Raw genomic sequence first — 20954 nt, 5'->3', positions numbered from 1 at the left:
CGGTTTGATATAGGAGTACTCCCCAGTACACCTCCTGGCTCCCAACTGTTTTGATGATGGCTTCTGCTCGTCTGGCTCCAACTCTCTGCTGCGAAGCGGTAGAGAGTTGGAGCCAGACGAGCAGAAGCCATCCGCCGAAGGCGCAGGTCAGGGCCCTGGCTGATCGGAATCTGATCGGAATGGGATTCGGATCAGGACCGCATCACATTCGGATCAGGACCGCATCAGGTCCACATCCAATCGCAGTGTTCCTCGACGCGGTCACGGAGGTACCGGCGGAGGCTGTTTCGCTTCAGACCTGTTGGCCGACAGCAATCTCCGCCCGACTGTCAGTGCCGGATGGTGTCATTGAGGTATGCCGAATACTGGACCTGCGGCCAGACTCGGGGCCTCCAGCTTGCAGACCGCGAAACAGGCGGTGGCGGTCACGCAGGCCTACGAGAAGCAGAAGCTTTCATTCATCACCGAACTCCACACCGACCCGCGGATTGCCGCAGCCATCGACATCCTCACCCCATGGATCCGCGACGCCAGCGACGCAGACTTGGACCGTTTGGCGGTGGCCTCCGCCTTTCCCGAAGGGCGCGCGTCGGTCGAATACTTGCGGGATCTCCTGTTCGCGGCGGAGGGTGTCCGTGAATGGCAGGCCCATCGTGTGGTCTATAGGGTGCATCCCGAACTGGTTGCCGGACTTGCCGAGACCGATCGCGGAACCCCGATTCCCTGCGAAGTGTTCCGGCGGCTGCCGCACCCAAACCCGTTCGTGGTGTTCCCCGTACCGCTGCCGGCGCCCCGTTCGTCGGAGTCACCGCCGATGACCAAGTCGCCGGTTTACGTCGGCATGTTGGTGACCGGCCGTACAAAAGCCTTCGAACTGTGCTCGACAGCCGACCCAGCTGTGCACTACCTAAATGCTGCACTGATCGGACGCCTGCATTTTGCCGGACAGGAGCCGGACTTCCAGGAGTACAACATCCGAATCCCCTGCGTCTCTCAGCGGTTCACCGTCGAAGAGATGATCATGACAAACCGTCTGGCCTTCGAGGCTATCGAGCTTACGGCCGTAATGCATCAACTTGAGGTCGACGCGTACCGACTTGGGGTGAGTCTGCTGCTTTACTTGTGCAGCAGCCGAGGCGACCTCAGCGCACCGACCGAGTTGGTGCCAGGAATCAAGAAGCGCCGAAAGCAAACCGCACTCAACACAATTGTCGATATGGGCTTCGACATCGGACCCAAACTCCTGGCCGCCCGGAAGACGGCAACTGAGCAGGCGGGGGCATCCGGCAAAGCTGTCCGGGCACACATTCGACGTGCACACTGGCACACGTATTGGACGGGGCCTCGCGATCAGCAAGTTGCGGAAGTGCGGTGGCTGCACCCGGTCCTGGTACATCCGCAGGATCGAGACGCCACACGCTCGATCGTCATTGACACCGGACACGGCGGAATCGACTCACAGCCAGCCAGTTCGGCGGAGGAGGGAACGTCATGAGAAATCGGTTCGACGCAGCATGCGCCCGGTGCGGCACCTCGCTCGCGCCAGGCGAAGGCATCGTGCACACCCGATCACGGCGGCGACCGTATCCAGTACTTTGTGATTCATGCATGACCGAGGTTGCCGAAGAAGAGGAGGAAGCCCACGAGGAGTGATCTGCCAGACAATCAACAGTGCCCACCAGCCGGCCTCGCAAGCTCTGATCGACCGACAGCGATGGGCCCGAACTGGTCGCCAATCCGCCGCAAGCCCGGAGGATCCGGGTTCGCCTAGCCACCCGGATCGAACACCTGTCGCAAGGGATCGATCCTCGACCGCCAAACGGTGATCACCCCAATCTCTCTGATCCAGGTTTTCCAGCCTTTGACGATTCCCCGTTTCTCAAGCCGCTTCAGGCACTGATATACGGACCTAACTTCGGAGTCATCCGGCCAGTCGCCCTCTGCGCGATAGATCTCGGTAGCGATTTCAGCTACTGAGAGAGCCCAGTCATCTCCCTCTAGACAATCGAGAACTCGTATCTGAAGCCAGCCAAGCCCCGCTGGGTACTTAGGCATTGAGGTTACCCCTGGATCCACCATCGGCCCTCCCTAGGTGTCGAGATCGAAAAGAGGAGGCTGATCACGTAAGCGATGGGAGGTGTGTGCTTGTGACGTTTCCCAGGAGTCTACGTGTGCACGAGCATGAAACGGACTTGATCGAGCACCGACAGTGAGAGATCGAGTACGTCGCCTGCACTCTCCACAAATGCGGCTACCGGCGCTCGATGGCACACCGACATAATGAGATAGCGCATAGAAAGGCCCCGGAGATCTCCGTGAGCTGGAACTCCTAGGGACCGAGGATGGCCTTGATCTGGTCTGTAGCGCGACGCGCGGTCGCGTCGTCGAGAACCGCGATCGGTTCGTCGGTTTCGGCGAACCAACCAGGGCCGACGGTGAAGGGAGCGCCTGTGAGCGCGACACCAACTGCGCCAAGGTTGCAGATAATCGCATCGCCGGTCAGCGGTTCGGCGAGCACCTCGACGATGATGAATTGGCGCCGGATGCGATTGTAGTCGTCGCTGGACACGATCAAGCACAGCATTCCGCCGGGCAGCACCGACCCTGACGGGGCGTTCCAGACCTCGCCGAATCTGGGAAGCGCCATCAGCCGGCAGTACGGCGGCGATGCGTAATCAGAGCCGCAGTCAGCGCACTGGCGCGTTCAAGAGTGTGGCCAGCTGTGTTCAGCGTGGCGGTGTCGGCAGCGATGCGGCGGCGCAGATCGTCACGGCGCACTAGGTCCGCGAGGTAGGCCGAACGGTCCATGCCTTCCTCCTCAGCGCGGCGCGCGAGGATCTCCAGCGTTGTATCGTCGAAACTCACCGACGTCTTTCGTCCTGCCATACCGCCGAGCATACCGCCGAGAGCGGTACGGGAGCAGCTTTCACGAGTACCCGCGCAGCAGGGTGCATCCGGGAACCGACGGACACGCTGTCGCCGTGAAGTCAAAGCCCCCTTCATGCCGGCTTCTCGCTGGACCTGCGCCCATCCGTAAAGGACAATCGTAACGGCGCTCGTCCGGATCAGGATGAACAGGGTGTGAGTCAGTCCGATGCGAACCGCACACCGGAAGAGCGCCTGATCCTTCGCCAGGCTAGGCAAGTGGTGGAGCGGAAAGATCTCTTAGCACTGACCGAGCAGCTAAGTCAGACGTCGAAAATCATCCAAGAAAGATACACGCAGCCGCTATTTCAGTTAACAAACGGCATAGCGGGCTATCAAAAACAAATATTCCAGCTCAGAAGTCTCACCGAAGCTGCTAGCTCAACATACTCCGAAGCACTAAAAGGTTTCCGGCTAGACTTGCCAGTACTCAAGCTCGACTACGCGCAACTATTTGGACCCGCCGTAAGATACCAGCTCGATCTGGCGGGCCAGCTATCTAGCCTCACACAGTCCTTTAGCGCCTTTCAGTCGATCTACCAGTTGCAGCGCGACGAGTTTAAAACGGTGTTCGAACACATCGAACACTTCCTTGAAAAGCTAACCCCTCCGCGAGCTCATTTATTTCTGCCGAATTGGCGTGCACATCACGGCATATCCGAAGACAAGCTCAAGACGCTGCTACTGGATGAGGGTTTGGCATTGGCTTGGGTCCCCGATGCCGAGCTTCTCGATCAGCTGATCACTGCCAGGTCGGTGCAAGAACGTCGAACGATCCTCGGTCGCAAGTGGAAGCGTGTGACATCTTCATGCCGGTCCGAAGTCGAGTCCATAGCATCTACCAAGTATTCTCATTACAGATATTTTGCACTAAAAGCCACAGAAGCTCTCGAAAACGGTCACCACGAGACGGCTCAAGCATTGGCGGCTAATTTACTAGACACAATGCTACGGCAGACACTCAAAACTGCCCACACGAAGGTGACAGGCCAAAATAAGCGACCCGACCTCGGAAATTGGCCGCTACGATCAGCGATCGTATTCGGCGGGATCTGGGGATCATACACTCGTTTCTTTGAGGATCAAGGCGACAAAATTCCACACCGCTTTTCACGCCACGCCAGCGCTCATGGCGTCTCTAAACGACAGTACTCTCGGATTAATGCCGTAGTGGCGGTCATGCATACAACGGCCTACCTCATGTTGCTCGACAGCGGCGGGGTGCCGTGACAAACTCCGTAACTTGCATTTCGTGACCGGATAACTTCAGGTCGCCTCGCGGTTGGCAGCGAGAGCCGGACCGTCTGCACCGGCCGGACTCGACTCGCTCCCATCTGGCTCGTGTTCGGGAGGTTCGTCGTCAGGTTGTGCACCGCAGCATTCGCGGATCTGATTGCCGGTGAGCTTGAGCGGGGCTTGCCCGATCACTTCACGAAATTCACGAGACTTGAGGAGTCCGGCCAGGTCACCAGGCCAGTCATTCGCCGCCTTTTTCTCGTTGATTGTTACGATCGCGTCGGGCTTGTGCTTCAGGTATTCAGCTAGTTCTGGCCATCGGATCTGCACTAGAACCCAGAGTGCCAGCGCATCAGTCTCGATCACCGAGCCTTCCAGGGTTCGAGCGGCGCGAGTAACCGTGTAGCAGTTGATGTATCGCTTCATCCGGCGTGGGTTGCCATCCAGCAGCGGAGCGAACCGCTCCAAGGCATGCTCGACACCGGTTGCCAGTTCAGCGCCGCTCATGCGTTCAACTGCCTCGGGGCTGACTCGTTCTCGTGCAGCGGGAGTGGCTTGCCGAAGCGCGTCGAGCACTTCGGTCTCGTTGGTGCTTTCGGCGATGACGCGTTGCAGTTTGTCGACCTCGTCGCCTAGCGTGTCGCCTTCGCGGACCGATCCGCCGAGCAGGCCCCGGAAGTAAGTCTTTTGGCCTGCTGCACCGATGGTCGGCAACGGGACGCTTAGTTGGAACAACTTGTCCAGAAACAGGTACCCAAGAGGGCGTCCAGGCTCGGCTACTGCGTCCTGGAACTTGTCGTAGGACACTTCATAGGCACGGCGCAACCAGGCACCGTCGGCCGCCACAACGAAACTGACAGGGACCGGACGCTTGCCTCGTGGAGGAGGGGCTGTGCGCATCATTGTCTGTGCAGCTTCGAGCAAGGCAACTACTTGGCCTTCTTTACAGCGGTCAAGATCGTCGATGAAGAACACCACTGGCTGTGGGGCTTTGCTCAGCAGCCAACCAAAATGCGCGGCCACATTCTCCATCGGATCGAGAGCAGCTTGCTCGTACAGGCGGGCGCCGCGAGCGGACTCCCACAGGAACCTACGGCCCAGCGTGAGCGCACCGGTCCATAGCGTGACAAACAGAGCGATCAAACCGGCCGCCAACGGAACGAGGCGCCAACCCAACTCGGCTAGATTCTTGAACCGGTTGAAGAACGTATCGACCTGCGGCGGCGGCGGAGGCTGGGTGATTCCCCAGACAACGAGCCACGCCAGTAGACCGACAACTGTCGCTAGAACTACGAAAGCCAGAGCGAATGGGGCACCGGTCCGCCGGACCCGTTGCAGCGTCTCCATCCACCGAAGTGTGTGCCGCTCACGCCTTCCCAGCGTTTGCTGTATCGCAGCTCGTAACGTCGTCAGCAGCGCCCACCAAGGTGGGTCGACACGCGCGTTACGCCATGCGTCGTACTCCACTACAACGAACTTCTTGTCAAGCTCCGTCTTCAGCAGGCGGAGGAGGGTGGACTTGCCAGCACCCCACGGACCGTCGATGTGGATAAGGAACGACTCCTCGGGCGCCGATTTGCGAATGGCGTTCAGGCGAGTAGCCAACACTTTCGCCAGTGCATTGCGCTTGAGGGTGTCGATGCTTGCCGGCCCATCTGGTTGCCACTCAGCATGCTCACGCCCGCCGACCTCTACCAGCTCCTCCAACCCGAGGTCGCCGCCTTCAGACCCGTCAGGCTGGCGCGCTAACGAGCGGAGATCGTCCTCGAACTCGGGGGCGATGCCCGTGATTTCTCCGAGAGAGCTGGTCTCGGGGTCGGCGTTGTAGAGAGCGTTCAGAAGAGCTGTCATGTTGCGGAAGTCGACGCGCAACTGTTCCTCGGGCGGTATCTCATCCCGCCGATACTCGACTGACCAGACATTGCCCACCTGATACGCACGCCCCAGCCGACCGCGGCACTGCAGGTCAATCTCCTCGACGAGCGACGCTCTGACTGTGTCCCGGATTTCGGTGGCACGGGTCTGGTCGCGCGCCCATTCGACTCGTTTCCGCAACCCTTCCTGGGAGCGGAAGACGAAGTCCTTACGTTCGGTGTCCCACGTCGTTGTGCCCTGGTTAAGCGACAGGTACACCGCACTTCCATCAGCAGCGAACAGGTACACCAGGTACCAGCCGACGCCAGCCTTCGGGCTGAACTCACGAAGGAACGAGCGACTCCAGGGAATCTCGGCTGGACCGCCCTTGCCACTGCTCCCCTCCGCCTCCCATGCGTGGTCGCCGCGAGGTAAGTACTGCTGCTGCTCCTCGAGCCACGCAGGAATCTCACGCTCGACCAGCTCACGCCGCCGTCGCATCGGGGGACTCTTGGCCTCCGACGTCCAATTCTGTTGTCGTGTCAGCGTTTCGCGGAGCAGTTCCCCCAAAGGCATGCAGAGCAATCTACAGAAAGCCGAGCCGGTACGGCCGACCAACTCGCCGACCCGGCACGCATGCGGCCCGGCGGCGAGCAACGCAGCGCATGCATGCTCGCATCCTTCCGGTGAGTGGTCCTTGGGGTAGCGCAGCCGCTCTATGAGTCCTTCCGAAACGCGCGGTTGAACTCGCCGAACAGCTGGCTCCACCGAGCGCCGGAGCCTAGACGTAGCGACTCACCGCAGCGCTAAGCACCTAACCGTTGGTGTTCCCTCGCGTAGTACGGTTCCGCGGCGGCACGCAAGCGATCCCGGTGCAGCGAAGCACCTTGATCGCGTCAGCCCGTCGGCCCGAATCAGAGTGTGCCACCGCGATAAAGCCTGCCATCAACCGGACGAGGCCGTCGTGCCGCAGCCACCAGGTAAGTCCACCGACGCCTCCGAACACCGCCGCGGCGCCGGTGAATGCTCAAACATGCTCACCGACGATACGGTCGCCGTAAGTCGCGAACTGATAGGAAAGTAATAGCCTTCTGAGGCTACATATAGCTGCCGACTCGGCACCCTCGAATCTGTGCATGCGCGCAACGTAACGCCGTCAACGCATGCCGAGGGGCACAAACTGTGCCCCTGTCCGGGTGGGTATTGCACCCACCGAGTCCGCTGCCAACCACTTCCACAGTGCCGGTCATCTCTCGTCGTAAAACCACCGCACGGCCACCGGACACACTGCATCGTTTACTCCCCCACCCGGTGCCGGTCTCCTCGGTCTAGTCCTCCCTCCTTGGTCTCGTCCCTCCCCTCTCATGTCTCAGACCAGCCCCCTGTGCGCCCCTCCGACCAGCCCCACCTTCTCAACTGTCTGTCGGCAGGCAGACAGACAACACCTCGGAAACCGCTGGTCGGAGGGCAATCAGGGGCGGACGCCTGAGGGCGGACAGTAGACCTCCCCCAGAATCGCTGTCCTGATGCCGATAAGACAACGACCGGAAGCCCTCGATCACTGGAGGTTGACGTTCGTCGACCCCGCTCAGGAGTACAGTCGAGCTGTCCAAGACGGACCACGGACAGTCGAGTTGCTGGACCACGCATGACAGCGGGCCCGGGGCCGGCGGCCTGTGGCAGAGCAAGGAGAATATCGTGGCGAGAGCCATTTCAGCAGATGGTGCGCGCGCGGGCGCGGTTTTGATTGAACGCAGCTACCGCGAGGGCGACGACACCCAATTCCTGCGGGAACTCGTTCAGAACGGGCTCGAAGCGGGGGCAACCAAGATCCAGCTAGGCATTCATTGGCCGAGCGCCGCCGCGGACTGGCGTGTAGTGGAATTGCCCGACGACTACCCGTACACCATCCGCCCGCAGCGCTACCGGATGGTGTACTACGACAACGGATGCGGCATGGGCGACCAGATGGTCGATTATATGGCTGGTCTCCTTGACCTGAGCTCGAAGAACCAATCCGCTGGTGATCTGCACGGCAACTTTGCCATGGGAGTCCGCGTCTCCACGCTGCCGTGGAACAAGGCCGGCGTCATCGTCGCAAGTTGGACGAGGGAATTCCCCGAAGGCAAGCTGATGTGGTTGCGGTACGTGCCCGATAAGTCAGAAGCCTTGGGTTTCTATGAAGCCGCGACCCTGCGGTGGGAGGGCGACGACGGTAAGTCCATGGCCAGCGAGGTCGCGCCGGCCGATCTATTCACCGAGTTCGTTTCCGACCGCCCCGAATGGCTGGGCCGCCTTGACGACGGCGGCGAAATCGGCACCGGCACAATGCTTCTGTTCCTTGGGAATACCGGGCAGGAGCACACGTTTCTCGGACCTGAGGGCAACTGGAAGACCCACACCGGACCGAACTATCTCACTCACCGATACTACAAGTATCCGCCGAACGTCGACATCCGCTACGAGGATCCGCGTACCGGCGACGTAGACGCTTGGGCACGCCGCCGGCGCGACCGTGTCGGTCGCACCACTCTCGACGGCTCTACTGCCGGAAGTAATGACCGTGTCTTCAACGAGCCGGTCCGTGCTACCAGCATTCTCATGTCGGGTGATATTTCGACAAAGGGAAAGTCACAGTCGGCGACCATTCCACTCCCCGACGGCGGCAAGATTCTGGTCAATCTGATCCACCCAGACGCGGTTCAGACGGGCGGTGGCCGGCGGGGTGCCGAGCGGCCAGGTATCTCGGTCCTGTATAAGAATGAGCTGTACCACCGGCGCGAAGCTGCGCGCGACTATCAGAAATTCGCGATCTCGTCTGCGAGTGTCTACAGGCGCCTTTCGATCGTCATCGAACCCCGCCGTGCGGACAGCACCAATGATCCTCTCGGAGGCGTGTTCCCAATGTCGTCACGCACCTCGCTCAACTACGTGCAGCCCGCCACGGCTACAACGTTGGGCCGCGACTTGCCTTGGGGAATGTGGGAACAGACGTTCATCGACAATATGCCGGCGTTCGTAGTCAAGGCGATCGAGGCATCCATCCCCGATGACCACGACGACATCGACCAAGACATCGTCGACAAGGTCGCGCAACCATTCATGGAGATGTTCAAGCGCGTTGTCTGGTTCCCGAAGGCGAACGGGGCGACGAAGGGAACGACAACGGGTAACGGGTCGAGCGGGTCAGGCGGGTCAGGCGGGGGCAACGGCCGACACCGCAAGCGCGGCGGCAGTGACGGGGCAATTCCCGGTGGCGGCAAAGGCTCGAACGCAAGTGGTCACGAGGGTGGCATCGAAGAGGGCGACACTCGAAAAGTGCCAGCAGCGATTCCCGAATGCCACTTCAGTGCCGACTCCTTCGACGAAGACGAGGTGAAGGCGCGACCACGTATAGGAGTGAAGTACATCCCAGGCAAAACCGGACAGCTCGGCACGGTCATGATCGACCCGCGTTTCCCTCTGCTCGACGACGTCACGAAGTACTGGGTCGATCACACCGCTCCACCGCAACACGAAGACGCCAGGAAGGCTGTTCAGGTCGTCTATAAGACTGCGATGGCATGTCGGGTCGGGCAGATTCTAGCGCTGGCAAACGAGCAGGGTCTCACTGAGGACGAGATCACAAGGGGCTTCATGAGTAACGAAGCGCTAACCGCGTCCCTGTTCGGGCTGGCGTCTGAACACTCGGTGATCAAGTCGAGGTTGTCTGGTCGCATGAAGAAGGCCTCCGCTTCGTAAAGCGCCGCTCGACAACAAGATTCTGACGACCGCACCGGGAGCCAGGACCCGCCCTCGGGAGGGCGGGTCCTGGCTGCGGCCAGTGGGAATCATCCCGGGTTGTGGGGCGCGCCGACGACGTTCGGGACTCTCCACCTGGGGACCACTTGGGGACCAAACGCTGTGCGCGGGCATGAACATCCCCAGCTCACGCTCACCACGGCTGAACTCGCAACTCGTGCGTGACGTGCAGCAATACCCAGTACTGACTACTGGGGGTCAGGTGGTCGCAGGTTCAAATCCTGTCAGCCCGACCAAGAAAATCCCCTCTGACCTGCGGTCGGAGGGGATTTCCTCATTTGATGATCCTGAGTTGGGGACCAATTTGGGACCAGGGCGTACGCCCCGGGTCGACGGGTCCAGCAGGCCCAGACGTAGTCAATGGGTTCACCGGGCGTTCGTACGGTGCGTCTCACCGCAGACCCCCTTACTCATCCGAAGCCCATAAATCCGCGCGATTCCGGCATCGCCGGACGGATGCCGAATGGTTTCGAGAGTTCACCGCAGCGGCCTACCCTTTTAGAACGCCCTTTCTGTTGGGCCATCCCGGTAACCGCAACGGCGGAGCCGGACGCAACGCCAGTCAGCAAGCTCTCGATGTGGTCGGTGCTTGCTGTTTCCCCTCCCAGTCGACCGGCATCCGCAACTAGCGCAAGCGAATTGGGCTCGTGCTCGGCGCGAGCTAAAACCCGAGCTTCCCGTACTCTGCTCCTTGCGCGGTGTGTGAGAATCCGGGGCTCGCAGACGCGACGCTATCGGAGTCGACAAGACATCTGGTTCCAGTCCCGCAACCGATCAGCAGAAGTGAAGAAGCCGTGAGCAATACCGACGATTCACACGATCCGCTCACCGATTTGAGTACATGGACGATCGAACGCCTTCAGGCATTGGTGGCAGTCGCCGGAGACCGGCAGCTCGAAGCTGTTCGCGTTGCCGCTCAGGGTCATGTCTACGATTTCGGCGGACCTTCAGACCTCCGCCGTCGATGGGCCAAGCTGTCGCTGTGGGCCAATGGACGGATGTCCGGCGAGGGCTCGGCGGGCCGAGAGCGGAAGGCTCAGAACAATTTCATGCTTCGCATGTGGGTCATAGACCAGCTCGGCCCAATCGCCGAAGACTTGGACTGGAGTCCCGAGGCACTCGCGACCCACACACTGTTTGAGCTTTCCCTGACCCCCCATCAAGCCCGCGCCCTCGGTGGGCACTGGGCCGAACTCTCCATCGACCAAATCAGCGAACTGCGTCGACATAAGAATCTCACCGCCCACGTCGAAAGACTCGCCGCACACCTGCAGCCGAGCGCCCTGCGGGATCAACTACTCGAGTGGGCACAGGCACGCCGATACCTCCCGTGACCGACACCGCGCGAGGTATCGGCGTTGGCGTCGGAGCACAGCCGCGCCGCGCCGCCGTAGACATGCGCGCGGCGTCGTCGATGTCTGCGGCGTGTGGCGGCGCTGCCGACTCTCTTGTGGCGCGGCGCTTGCCAAGGGCCATTGATTGGCACACACTGTCTCGGTAACTTATGTGTAACCGAGCGTCTCGCTAACAACCTGCGGGGCCACAGATGCGGAGGACAGCGGTGTCCCTAGCGTTCGATACCGGCGCCGAACAGCTCGAACTCGCCTACGACGTGCGGGGTCACGGCCCGACGCTGATCCTGCTGCACGGGCTCGTGCACCGACGGCACGCTTGGGATCCGGTGGCCGAGCGGCTGGCTCGCCATCGCCGAGTCGTCACGGTGGACCTGCCTGGGCATGGTGACTCGCCCGAGCTGCCCGAGGACGCCGATGTTCTCGAAGGCTCGATCGAACGGCTGGCGCGTTTCGTCCGCGCGGTGACCCCGCCCGGCGAGAAACCACATCTTGCGGGCAATTCACTCGGCGGTTATCTCGCGCTGGAGCTCGCATGCCGCGGTATGGCCGAATCGGTGACGGCGCTCTCGCCCGCGGGCTTCGCTCTCGGAGCGCTCGACCACCGGCGTTCGGTCGCGATGTTCACGGCCCTGCGCGCCGCTGTGCGCCTGATGACCGCGGATCGGGTGAGCGCCGCGCTGCTGCGCGCGCCGCTGCGGGCGATACTGCTCGCGGCGTTCTATGCGCGAGGATGGAAGGCCGATCCGATCACCGCGGCCATCGACGTCCGGTCGCTGCTCGACAATGCAGTCATCGACCGAGCGACGAGCGCGCCGGTCCCGAGGTTCACCGACCCCGCGAACGTGGATTGCCCGATCACCATCGCCTGGGGTCGGCGCGATCTCATCCTGCCGGTGTATCAGGTGCGGCAGGCCCGCAAGTTGTTCCCGCAGGCCACCATGCTCACCCTGCCCGGGCTCGGCCACGTGCCCATGCCGGACGATCCGGCGCTGATCGGTGCTGTGCTGCTGGCAGGCAGCTCCTGACCACCCGGCGCACCACTCGGCGCCGTGAAAGGCATTGACCGGCAACCGCTTCGACGTCTTGATCATCGATGCGGGCGTCCGGGTATCAACACCGCGTGACCCGGTGTGCGAGGCCCCGGGCTGCGTCGCCCTGGCCGTCGAGGTCGATCACCATCGACGCCGTCTTCCCGCCGGGATCGTCATAGTCGAGTGGCACCTTCATACGCGCGCACTGAAACCCGGGATCAAGGGTGAAAGTGTCGCGGTCGGCGGAGGTCGTCGCGTATCCCTCGCATGCCTCGAAGTTCAGGGTCTGATCGTAGAACCTTTGCAGCTCGGTCGACGGCTCCGGCTCGGGGCTTCGTGCGCCCGGGGCCGTGGACCCGGAGCTGCACGCGCCGAGAGCCACGATCGTCATCGACGCCACCGCCACCGTGGCAGCCGCACGCTTTCGTCGTGATCTGAACATAGGTGCAGAAACTCCAATCGGGAAAGACAAGGTGGATCAGGGGAAGGGTCCGTCGGGTTGGCGTCAGTCGCGCAGGCCGCGACCCACCCGGCGCAGGACGTCGAGCTGAGCGGGGTTGTAGAGCTCGAACATCACATCCAGCACGGCCTGCCTCGTGCGTGGGCCGCGGGCGATGAGTGCTGCCGACACACCCGGGTGCTTCTCCGTCAGAGCCGCGACTTCCGGAATCATGCGGCGGGCGAGGTCGGCTCGGGTCGATTCGTCGGCGTCGGTGGGCAATTCGTCGAAGTCGGTTCCGGCGGGCGTTGCGGGGGTTCGAAGTATTTCGCCGTACGCGGCGAGAGCCGGCGGGTCGAGCACGCTGCTCAGGTAGGTCGCGAAAGACCGGTCGGCATCGGTCAACTCACCGTTTCGGCTCGCCAGGGCGATGTCGGGTGGCAGATCCGGCCGGGCGGAATGCCGCAGGATCGAAGCCAATTCGGTCCGCGCCCGCTGCAAGCGTTCGATCGTCGCCGCGAGTTCGGCATCCAGCACGCGCAGGGAGTGCTCGGGATGATCGATCTCGTCTCCCATGGCCGCGACCTGAGCCAGCGAGAATCCGAGGGCCGTCAGCCGCTTGATCTGCAACACCCGGAGGAGATGCGCGATGCCATATCGCTTGTACCCGTTGGCGGCCCTGACCGGCTGGTCGAGCACACCGACGTCGTGGTAGTACCGCACCGCCTTCACGGTCGCGCCCGCGAGTTCAGCGAGTTCGCGAGTGCTCCAACCCATTCCGTCTCCCGTGCCTCGTGTCCGTCGCTGTGGAGCACATTCTGAACCGTGCCCTCGGGGCAGAGTCAACCGCTGTGTGAAGGTATCGACGCTGCACGGCTCATCAGGAGACGGCGGTCGCGAGCTGCGCGACGACACCCGCAAGCAAACCGGCCACGTCTGCTGGGGTGCCGGCTATTACCTGATCGGCATCTTCGTCCGACGCGACCGGCGCGGAGCGCGGTTGGAGCGAAACCCTTGTGCAGGGCGGGTTTACGGTGGCGCTGCTGATGGCCTGCTGTCCGCCGCCGCACCCATCACTTACCGTGTCGTAATCGAATGATTCGGCACGGCAGGCGCTTTGAGCTGCCGGACATGGCCTGCACTCGCTCAGGTGACCCGTGCGGCCACCAGAGTCTCGAAGGTATAGGGCCGCAGGCCATCGGTACGGCCGGCGAAGTACCGCCGCTGGAGGTCTGCCCGTGCGGGGTGGTCCACGACCTTCAGCCCGCACCGGCTGATCAGCCTCTCGATCTCGGATACCGGCCAGCCAGGCTGCAGAGGCTCGCCGACAGAAGCCGCGATCGGGGTGTAGATACGGGCGAATTCCGTCCCCACGTCGTCGAGCGCACAGTCCTCGGCCCGATAGGAGAACACCACCTCAGACCCGGGAGCAGCCGCCGCGATCGTGTGCAACGTCGACTCGATCGCCTGTGCCGTCAGATAGGGGGCGACGCCCGTCCAGCAGAACATCGCCGGCTGCGCCCAGTCGAACCCGGCCGGGCCCAGAGCATCCTGGACCGGTCCGGCCTCGAAATCAACCGGCACGAATATCTGCGAGTTGCTGAGCGGCAGGCCGAGTTCCCTGACCCGCTCGAGCTTCCAGGCCTGGGAGGCAGGGTGATCAACCTCGAACACCGTCAGCGAGCCGAGCAGATCCGGCCGCCGCCACGCGAACGAATCGAGCCCCGCGCCAAGAATCACGTACTGCGTGAAGGCGCCGGCAGCCAGCCGGTCCTCGGCGTACCGGCTGCGGGTACAGACAGCCGCACGTGACTCGCGGCGCACCGGGGCGGGGAACAGCGGATCGAACTGGTCTCGCAGCTGCTGCCATACCGGGCCGACAAGCACCAGGGCCAGCACATCGTCCAGTACCCACGGCGACGCCGTCTCCAGGCGAAACAATCCGCGCGACACGGCAGCAAACATCGCCGTCCTGCTCGGTGCGCTTTCCATGCATTCCTCCTCGCTGGCCAGAACCCAGCATGCCGGCCACGCTCGCCCAACTCCGCGCACTTCACAGGATGCGCCTGAAGGGCCCTGACGGCCATAGCCGATACGGCGGCCGAAGCCGAGGAGCACGCTGTTCAAGCGTCGAACAAGGCTTTCGGAGGTCCGGAGCTGGTGAAGATACCGCGAATCGCCAAGGCGCAGTATTAGGACGGGCCCAAATACTCAACTGTGCAGAGAACGGTCGACGTGACCTTCGTGCGGTGAGCTTTATCTACCTCCGCTATGCCGCAGAGCATGCGTTGGGCAGCCGTCCAAACTGGCTGGCTGACAGTACTACAGCGCGCGCACATGCCGATTACAGGACATACATCCTGTCTGGCAAGAGCCGCTAGTTCGGTCGACTCAAGTGTCTGTTGGGATGCTCGCCTTGCGGCAGTTTCCGGCGCGCGCCGTCCGATCAGACGATTTTCAGAAAGGGATCGCCGGTGCCGGACCGGCGGGCCGTTGGGTATGCGGCCGCGTAATGTCATCCTGAAAACCGTCCGGCTGCTGGCCGACAACCTTTGTGCCGAGCGCCCGGTATTGACCGAGGCGGAGTTCGTAGCGATCAGCCGAGCACTGGTCGATCTCGTCGCAGGGGCACTCGATGATCGACGGGCCCCGGAGCTGGACGTGTACGCCAGAATCGCCGCAGACGCCCGTCGCCGTATCCAGCTCTACAGCGACGACTCGCGTTTGTCGGTGCAGACTCTGGCCGACAGCCTTGGCTGCTCACGACGCCAGCTCGAAGTAGCGATCAAAACCGTCACCGGGAAGACTTCCGGGGACGAGCTCCGCGAAACACGGCTGCAGCGAGCATATGGACGACTTGCCGACCCTGACAACGTGCAAGCGGTTGTCGACGTGGCGACCTCATCTGGATACAACTCCCTGAGCGGGTTCCGAGCCGCGTTCGCCGCCCGGTTCGACATCCAACCCGGGGAACTGAAACTCCAGGCCGGTCATCGCCGCAGCCAAAGCGCCGCACCAAACCCGCCAATCGCCGTTGAGTCGCATTCTTGCATTCGAGCATGTGGCCGCCTGTGCCGAGGAAACGATCAACGATCGTCGCGCAGACGATTCGAAGGGTGCCGCTAGCTGGGAACGAACAGAACGGATGGTTTATTAGCGGGATCAGCCGATGGCTCACTTCCGCAGACCCCAAATCCTTTGTCTTCAAAACCCATTCGCTGCCGAGTAATATTCGAACGGCCCGACTGCGGGGCGGGGGGCGAGGTCTCAGCCTATATGAGGTCAGTTGTATATAAAGGGGTGGAATGTGGTTCATCAAGGTAAGGCTCTCGGCGTCGACCTGCACAGACTGGAGCAAGCGGCGAAGGTGCACTTCCCGGCGGTCTCGGCCGACTACGGCGAGGCGATCGGTAAGTGTGACCAGGTCCGGGGTCAGATAGAGCAGGCGATGCGGCGTCCAGAGCAATTCGGTGGTGACACCCTCGGACCGGTGTACCACGCCTATCTCGATCTGCACGACACCGTGATGGGATTTCTGAAGGAAACCAGAACAAATCTGGACGACACGGCGACAGCACTGCACAGGGCAGCGCAGATTTTCGCGGGGATGGATCGAAAGGCGGGCGACGAGATGAACCGCCTCGTGCGCAACGACCCGGAACTGGACGGTAAGCGATGAGTTTCGAGCAGCTCATGCAAGATGCGAAGAACATCAGGGAGCAGGCCGCTAAATTGTTGGCGCGGGAGAGGTCCGGGACGGCAGGGGTATACAAGGCTGAGGATTTTATGCCGGGCTTGGCATACATTGAGCCACTGTTCGAGCCATTCTCCAGGTTGCCCCATCCGGATAAATACAACCCGTTGATCGCTGACCTGACCGCAGCGATGCAGCAGTTGATGACTCAATCCACACCGGTCACTAAACTGAGCCAGGACGTAAAATTCGTCGAGACACACCTGGATAAGGTAACGACGACCGACGGTGCTTATCTGCATGACTGGACCGGTGCGGCCGCGACGGCATTCAAGGCCAACTTCCTCGACACCTTCAGAACGATTTCCGGAAACCAGTTCACGGCGCTGTCGATGATGAAAGGTGTCCTCGAGGCCCACCAGGAGATGTGGCGCAAAGCGCGCACAGACATCGACAAAATCGCGCACGACACCCTGGATGTGTTCGCCAACGCCGGTAGCTGTAACAAGGCTGATGTGACTTTCGAGTTCTCGGTGCTCTCCGCAGTAGGAACAACCCTTGCCGCGATTATCACCATCGCGACCGGGGGCGCTACGGCGCCGGTCGTAGCGATCGGCGCGGCTGCGGCCGTCGGTAATGCGGGCATCGCTGGCAAGGCGACAGTGAATGCGAGTACTGTTAGCTCCGTCCTCAATTCGATGAAACAGGCCGTTGCCGACCTCACCGAATACATTAATGACGTCGAGGCACAGCAGATGGCCGATAGGGTGCGGGCGCTGAACGAGGCAATGCACGCGAACAAGGACCTCCTCGTCTCCGCGCGCCCGAGGCTGGCTGGGATGAGCGATCGCGACCTCGTCGGCGATGACGGTATAGGCCACACAGGCTAGGGGGGAAACTGTGCAGGATTTAGCCGCTAGGCTGGACAATATTCAGGTACGCGTGCGTGCGCCCGGGACTGAAATCGAAGCCGAATTGTCCCGGCGGACCAATATTGCGTTGTTCTTCGGGGACGGCGCATACGCATTCGTCGACGAACCGATGCTGGAGCAAGCGCTGGCCAGCATCGCAAAGCTGCTGTGGGTCGGATGGCAGCGGCAGTACCGAAGGGCGCTCGAGTATACTAACCTGACCATTGATGCTGTTAATTCAGTGGATATTAAATTCTTCGCCGACCGAGACAAAACCGAGGCTGTCGGCGCATCGAGCGACCAGCGAATGACTTTCTTGACGATAGGCATGCGGAGTTTCTCGGTTCACATCGAACCCGGCACCGTACGCGAGATAACCGAAAGCCAGTTCAGCAGAAGCGCCGCCGAAGCGGCCACGCTATTGATCGAGGATTACCAAGCGAAAGTCCAAGAACTCAAGCAGCGTTACTATTCAGCCGACTCCCGGTTCGACACGATATCCAGCTTGACAGAGGCGAACTCGGCACGACTGGAAGTCGAACGTCAGCAGCAGACCATATTCGACGACACGTACGAACCCCGTTCGAGTGGGTTCAGCGAACGTGCCTGGTGAGGTTGACCGGTCAGTGCGCGGTGAGACCGCCGTCGACAGCTGGCGGGCCAGACCGGTTGTGGCTCAGTGCATTTGGTGGTGTCGATCAGCGGATCTGGACCACCACTTTGCCGAGGGCGCGTCCCGTACCTACGTGGGATAACGCATCGATGCCGATTGGTTCGTCTGCGCCATGCCTGCCGAGCGCGCGCGCATGCTGTGGAACCGCGAGATCCTCGACCTCGATCCGACACTGGCAGCGATGAACAATCTGGTCACCGACTGGATGAACGGGATCCAGTTCTACCTCACCGCAGACACTCCGATCACCAACGGGCACCTGGGGTTCATCGACTCACCGTGGGCTTTGAGCGCCCTCAACCAAGGACAATTCTGGAAGAGCCGCGACCTCGCCCGCGACTACGGCGACGGCACTGTCCGCGACATCCTCTCGGTCGACATATCCGACTGGAACACCCCCGGAATCCTGTACGGCAAACCAGCCATGGACTGCACTCGCGAACAGATCGCCGCCGAAACCTGGGCACAGATCCAGGCCGGACTCTACGGCAAGAACAAAGCTCTCCTGCGCGATGACTGCGTGCACTCGTGGTACCTCGACCCCGCCATCCAATGGTCGAACACCGAGGGGCGCAACACCAACGACGAACCCCTGCTCATCAACACCGCTGGCTCCTGGGACCAACGCCCCACCACACACACCAACATCCCCAACCTTTTCCTGGCCGGAGACTACGTCCGCACCAACATCGACCTGGCAACCATGGAGGGCGCCAACGAATCCGGCCGCGCCGCCGCCAACGCCATCCTTGACGCCACCGGCTCCAACGCCGAACCCGCCACGGTGTTCCAGCTCAACCGCCTGCCACAATTCGAACCCGCCAAACAGCTCGACCGTCAACGTTATGCCGCCGGCCAACCCCATCTACTCGACACCCCCTGAACCCCACTCACGGTCGGACTCCCTACGATAGTTCGCGCACCAGCGACTAAGTCGTTCGTGTCCACGCCGAGAACATCCTCTACTGCCGCGACCCGCGCGATCCTGAGAGCCGCGTCGGCGGTCGGCGAACGCACTCAACTGCCGATTCCAGTGTGTTTCCGGAAATGTTGCCGCGAGGTGCACGGACCAGGACTGTCCTGTCTCTGTGAATCTGGCCGATTCCCAGTCAATCTGGTCAGTGTGGATGCGGACCGGGCCAATCAGTGCTATGCGGCTGAGTTCGACGATGAAACCAGCCAGGTTCTCACCGAGGCTGCCGAGCAGTTCCATGTACTCACCGATGGGCTGCGGCTGCCATTGGTCCGTGCGCCCCGAACCGATAGCTGGACAGGAACAGTCAAGGTCCCGAAACGCTCTGCAGCCGACGCGCCAGCGCGGCGGTGAGATCGCTGAGCACCCGCTCATCGACTGATTCCTGCGCGGTGACCCCCACCTTTGTCAGCGTGCTGCCGACTTGCACGACCGCGACCAAATAACGCACCGCCGATCCGCTGTCGTCTCTGACACGCACCTGGAAGGCGGTGGCCGCGTCGCCCGCCGGCGGCTGCGCGAGACCACCGACCCGGTAGTTGTACGTAATATCGTTGCCGCGGACGTCGACAGAGTGCCTGAGATAGTGGGTGCAGCGACGCTCTGTCGCCTGCCCCTCCGCAAACGCTTGCGCCACCGCCTCGTTCGGATAACTCGCGGCATCGATGTAGATGCTGGAGGAGTAGCTCTGGTACTGAATGACGGCCTGGGCGAGCGCACCGGGCCGCTGCACGGCCAGCGGGGTGAGCACCTTCGCGCATTCCGCTGGATCGGTCGGCGGGTCTGCGGGTGCCTTGACACGTGCGGGGACTTCGGGCACCACCGTGAAGTTCGGCGGCAGGTCCGTCCCGGTCAGCAATAGGTTGCGCAACGTGCCCGCATCCGCGATCGGTTCGCCGACCACCGGCGCGGCGGCCGTGACGTCACCCAGCGGCGGCAATTCCGGCAGCTCGGGCATCCCCGGGTTCGGCGGGCCACAGGACGCGATGACCGCGGCGGTCGCAGCGACCAGCAACAAATGGAAAAACCGCTTCCAGTCCGCCCAGGACAACAGACCGAACCGGCCGCACTCCACGGCACCGCCATTACACACAGATGCATGAAACCAGCTTCCGTTCCGGTTCGCCTCCCATGGGAATTGGGGGCTAGATCGGCGTGCCCGCCCGCGGGTACGCGCCTTCTTTGCCTGGCGGCGAACGCACTGTAATGCCGCTGGTCGCGCGTTGGTCAGCCGTTCAGATCGCTGGCCAGCAAGGCTTCCCGACGCTCGGTAATGGCACCAATACAGGATGGCTTTGAACCCCGCAGTATCGACAATCGAACGATTTCGCGGCACCACCAGCGCACAGGGCAACCTGATAGCTCGGGCCCGGACGGCGCGCGGGGTGGCACCCGCCGCGCGAACGGATGCCACCCGGTCACCGTGGCCTGGATCAGTTGAACGCCACCTGCGCATGCACAGACAAGGTCGACAGACCCTCGGTGTCGCAACCGGGGTTGGAGGTGGCACTGTGCTCGGACAGCGTGATCGCATCACCGTTCAGCTCGCCGCCAGTGACGTTGGCGCTCAACTCGATTCCGCCGGTGAACGGGACGTGAGTGATCTCCCAGTCGAAGGTGCTCGTGCCGCCGGGCGCCCAGCCGATGGTGCCGTCTCCCTGCACACTGATCAACAACCGGCACGGGTTGAAGCCACCTGCCGTCGCGGTCGCCGAACCCGTGCCCTGCAACCTGCCCGAGCCGAGATCGGCGTGCTTGCCGTTGGGTGAGGAGCAAGCCGTGAAGTCACCGCTGATCGTGACCTTCGAAGAGCCGTTCGCCCGCAACGCCGGGTCGAAGGTGAACTCGATCGTCGCCGAGCAGCTCAGATCGCCCTCGGCGGCCTGAGCGGGTGCCGCGGGAAGGAAAATCAGGGCTGTGGCGAGCGGTGCCACCGCCGCCAGAATGGTCGCGGTTCTGCTGCGTCGTGCCATCGTCGTACCTCCTACTACTGTGCTGTTCGCACGCTGCTTCAGCGGCAAGCCGACCCGATGAAAGGTTTGTCCGCCGAGCGGCGCGATCA

19 protein-coding genes are annotated in these 20954 nt (G+C 62.2%); 11 read left to right on the top strand and 8 right to left on the bottom strand.

The window, feature by feature from the left end:
• The first annotated feature begins 397 nt into the window (after positions 1-397).
• On the top strand, positions 398-1495 hold the full coding sequence (locus DBO33_RS17725) for a hypothetical protein (RefSeq protein ID WP_107656028.1): 1098 nt from the start codon (positions 398-400) through the stop codon (positions 1493-1495).
• A gap of 834 nt (positions 1496-2329) precedes the next feature.
• Here DBO33_RS17725 and DBO33_RS17720 read toward each other — a convergent pair.
• Together DBO33_RS17720 and DBO33_RS42850 are read right to left on the bottom strand one after the other, a co-directional pair.
• Entirely contained in the window at positions 2330-2569 is a 240-nt protein-coding gene (locus DBO33_RS17720; RefSeq protein ID WP_159080342.1) for a hypothetical protein, read from the bottom strand.
• Positions 2570-2646: 77 nt separating this feature from the next.
• Complete coding sequence (locus DBO33_RS42850; RefSeq protein ID WP_159080341.1) at positions 2647-2886, bottom strand: hypothetical protein; 240 nt, start codon at positions 2884-2886, stop codon at positions 2647-2649.
• A gap of 195 nt (positions 2887-3081) precedes the next feature.
• On the opposite strand from DBO33_RS42850, the gene DBO33_RS42845 reads away from it, so the two are divergent.
• On the top strand, positions 3082-4155 hold the full coding sequence (locus tag DBO33_RS42845; protein ID WP_159080340.1) for a hypothetical protein: 1074 nt from the start codon (positions 3082-3084) through the stop codon (positions 4153-4155).
• Positions 4156-4191: 36 nt separating this feature from the next.
• On the opposite strand, the gene DBO33_RS17710 is transcribed toward DBO33_RS42845, so the two are convergent.
• Entirely contained in the window at positions 4192-6591 is a 2400-nt protein-coding gene (locus tag DBO33_RS17710) for an MrcB family domain-containing protein (protein WP_159080339.1), read from the bottom strand.
• A 1122-nt stretch (positions 6592-7713) separates the two neighbouring features.
• On the opposite strand from DBO33_RS17710, the gene DBO33_RS17705 reads away from it, so the two are divergent.
• The 3 genes from DBO33_RS17705 to DBO33_RS17695 all read left to right on the top strand — a co-directional run bounded on the left by DBO33_RS17705 (position 7714) and on the right by DBO33_RS17695 (position 12196).
• Complete coding sequence (locus DBO33_RS17705; protein WP_159080338.1) at positions 7714-9756, top strand: hypothetical protein; 2043 nt, start codon at positions 7714-7716, stop codon at positions 9754-9756.
• An 854-nt stretch (positions 9757-10610) separates the two neighbouring features.
• Complete coding sequence (locus tag DBO33_RS17700; RefSeq protein ID WP_107656023.1) at positions 10611-11150, top strand: hypothetical protein; 540 nt, start codon at positions 10611-10613, stop codon at positions 11148-11150.
• A 227-nt stretch (positions 11151-11377) separates the two neighbouring features.
• The gene (locus DBO33_RS17695) at positions 11378-12196 is read left to right on the top strand and encodes an alpha/beta fold hydrolase (RefSeq protein ID WP_234390897.1); all 819 of its coding nucleotides are present in this window, start codon (positions 11378-11380) and stop codon (positions 12194-12196) included.
• 85 nt (positions 12197-12281) lie between these two features.
• Here DBO33_RS17695 and DBO33_RS17690 read toward each other — a convergent pair whose 3' ends face one another.
• Positions 12282-12608 carry a hypothetical protein gene (locus DBO33_RS17690; protein WP_107656021.1) on the bottom strand — a complete coding sequence of 109 codons (327 nt, stop codon included), beginning with the start codon at positions 12606-12608 and terminating at the stop codon, positions 12282-12284.
• 99 nt (positions 12609-12707) lie between these two features.
• Positions 12708-13418: a helix-turn-helix domain-containing protein gene (locus tag DBO33_RS17685; protein WP_107656020.1), complete on the bottom strand. Its 711-nt coding sequence runs from the start codon at positions 13416-13418 to the stop codon at positions 12708-12710.
• A 76-nt stretch (positions 13419-13494) separates the two neighbouring features.
• On the opposite strand from DBO33_RS17685, the gene DBO33_RS17680 reads away from it, so the two are divergent.
• On the top strand, positions 13495-13740 hold the full coding sequence (locus DBO33_RS17680) for a hypothetical protein (RefSeq protein ID WP_107656019.1): 246 nt from the start codon (positions 13495-13497) through the stop codon (positions 13738-13740).
• Positions 13741-13787: 47 nt separating this feature from the next.
• Here the strand turns inward: DBO33_RS17680 and DBO33_RS17675 are convergent, their stop codons facing one another.
• Entirely contained in the window at positions 13788-14633 is an 846-nt protein-coding gene (locus DBO33_RS17675; protein ID WP_107656018.1) for a class I SAM-dependent methyltransferase, read from the bottom strand.
• Between the two features lie 507 nt (positions 14634-15140).
• On the opposite strand from DBO33_RS17675, the gene DBO33_RS17670 reads away from it, so the two are divergent.
• The 5 genes from DBO33_RS17670 to DBO33_RS17650 all read left to right on the top strand — a co-directional run bounded on the left by DBO33_RS17670 (position 15141) and on the right by DBO33_RS17650 (position 18802).
• Entirely contained in the window at positions 15141-15767 is a 627-nt protein-coding gene (locus DBO33_RS17670) for a helix-turn-helix domain-containing protein (protein ID WP_159080337.1), read from the top strand.
• Positions 15768-15948: 181 nt separating this feature from the next.
• On the top strand, positions 15949-16320 hold the full coding sequence (locus tag DBO33_RS17665; protein ID WP_107656016.1) for a hypothetical protein: 372 nt from the start codon (positions 15949-15951) through the stop codon (positions 16318-16320).
• Positions 16317-17225 carry a hypothetical protein gene (locus tag DBO33_RS17660; RefSeq protein WP_107656015.1) on the top strand — a complete coding sequence of 303 codons (909 nt, stop codon included), beginning with the start codon at positions 16317-16319 and terminating at the stop codon, positions 17223-17225. Before DBO33_RS17665 ends, DBO33_RS17660 begins: the two co-directional genes overlap by 4 nt.
• Before the next feature lie 10 nt (positions 17226-17235).
• Positions 17236-17859 (top strand): hypothetical protein, encoded by a 624-nt coding sequence (locus DBO33_RS17655; RefSeq protein WP_199856676.1) that lies wholly within the window; start codon positions 17236-17238, stop codon positions 17857-17859.
• Between the two features lie 145 nt (positions 17860-18004).
• The gene (locus DBO33_RS17650; RefSeq protein WP_325050803.1) at positions 18005-18802 is read left to right on the top strand and encodes an FAD-dependent oxidoreductase; all 798 of its coding nucleotides are present in this window, start codon (positions 18005-18007) and stop codon (positions 18800-18802) included.
• A 397-nt stretch (positions 18803-19199) separates the two neighbouring features.
• On the opposite strand, the gene DBO33_RS17645 is transcribed toward DBO33_RS17650, so the two are convergent.
• Both DBO33_RS17645 and DBO33_RS17640 read right to left on the bottom strand, forming a co-directional pair.
• A complete protein-coding gene (locus DBO33_RS17645; protein WP_234390896.1) occupies positions 19200-19967 on the bottom strand; it encodes a hypothetical protein in 768 nt (255 codons plus the stop codon).
• 358 nt (positions 19968-20325) lie between these two features.
• Entirely contained in the window at positions 20326-20865 is a 540-nt protein-coding gene (locus DBO33_RS17640) for a hypothetical protein (RefSeq protein WP_107656013.1), read from the bottom strand.
• Positions 20866-20954: the final 89 nt, after the last annotated feature.

The organism is Nocardia suismassiliense (assembly GCF_900269665.1).
Lineage (GTDB): Bacteria > Actinomycetota > Actinomycetes > Mycobacteriales > Mycobacteriaceae > Nocardia > Nocardia suismassiliense.
Note: the sequence above shows the minus strand (reverse complement) of the source record. Positions and strands in the feature narration are given on the sequence as shown.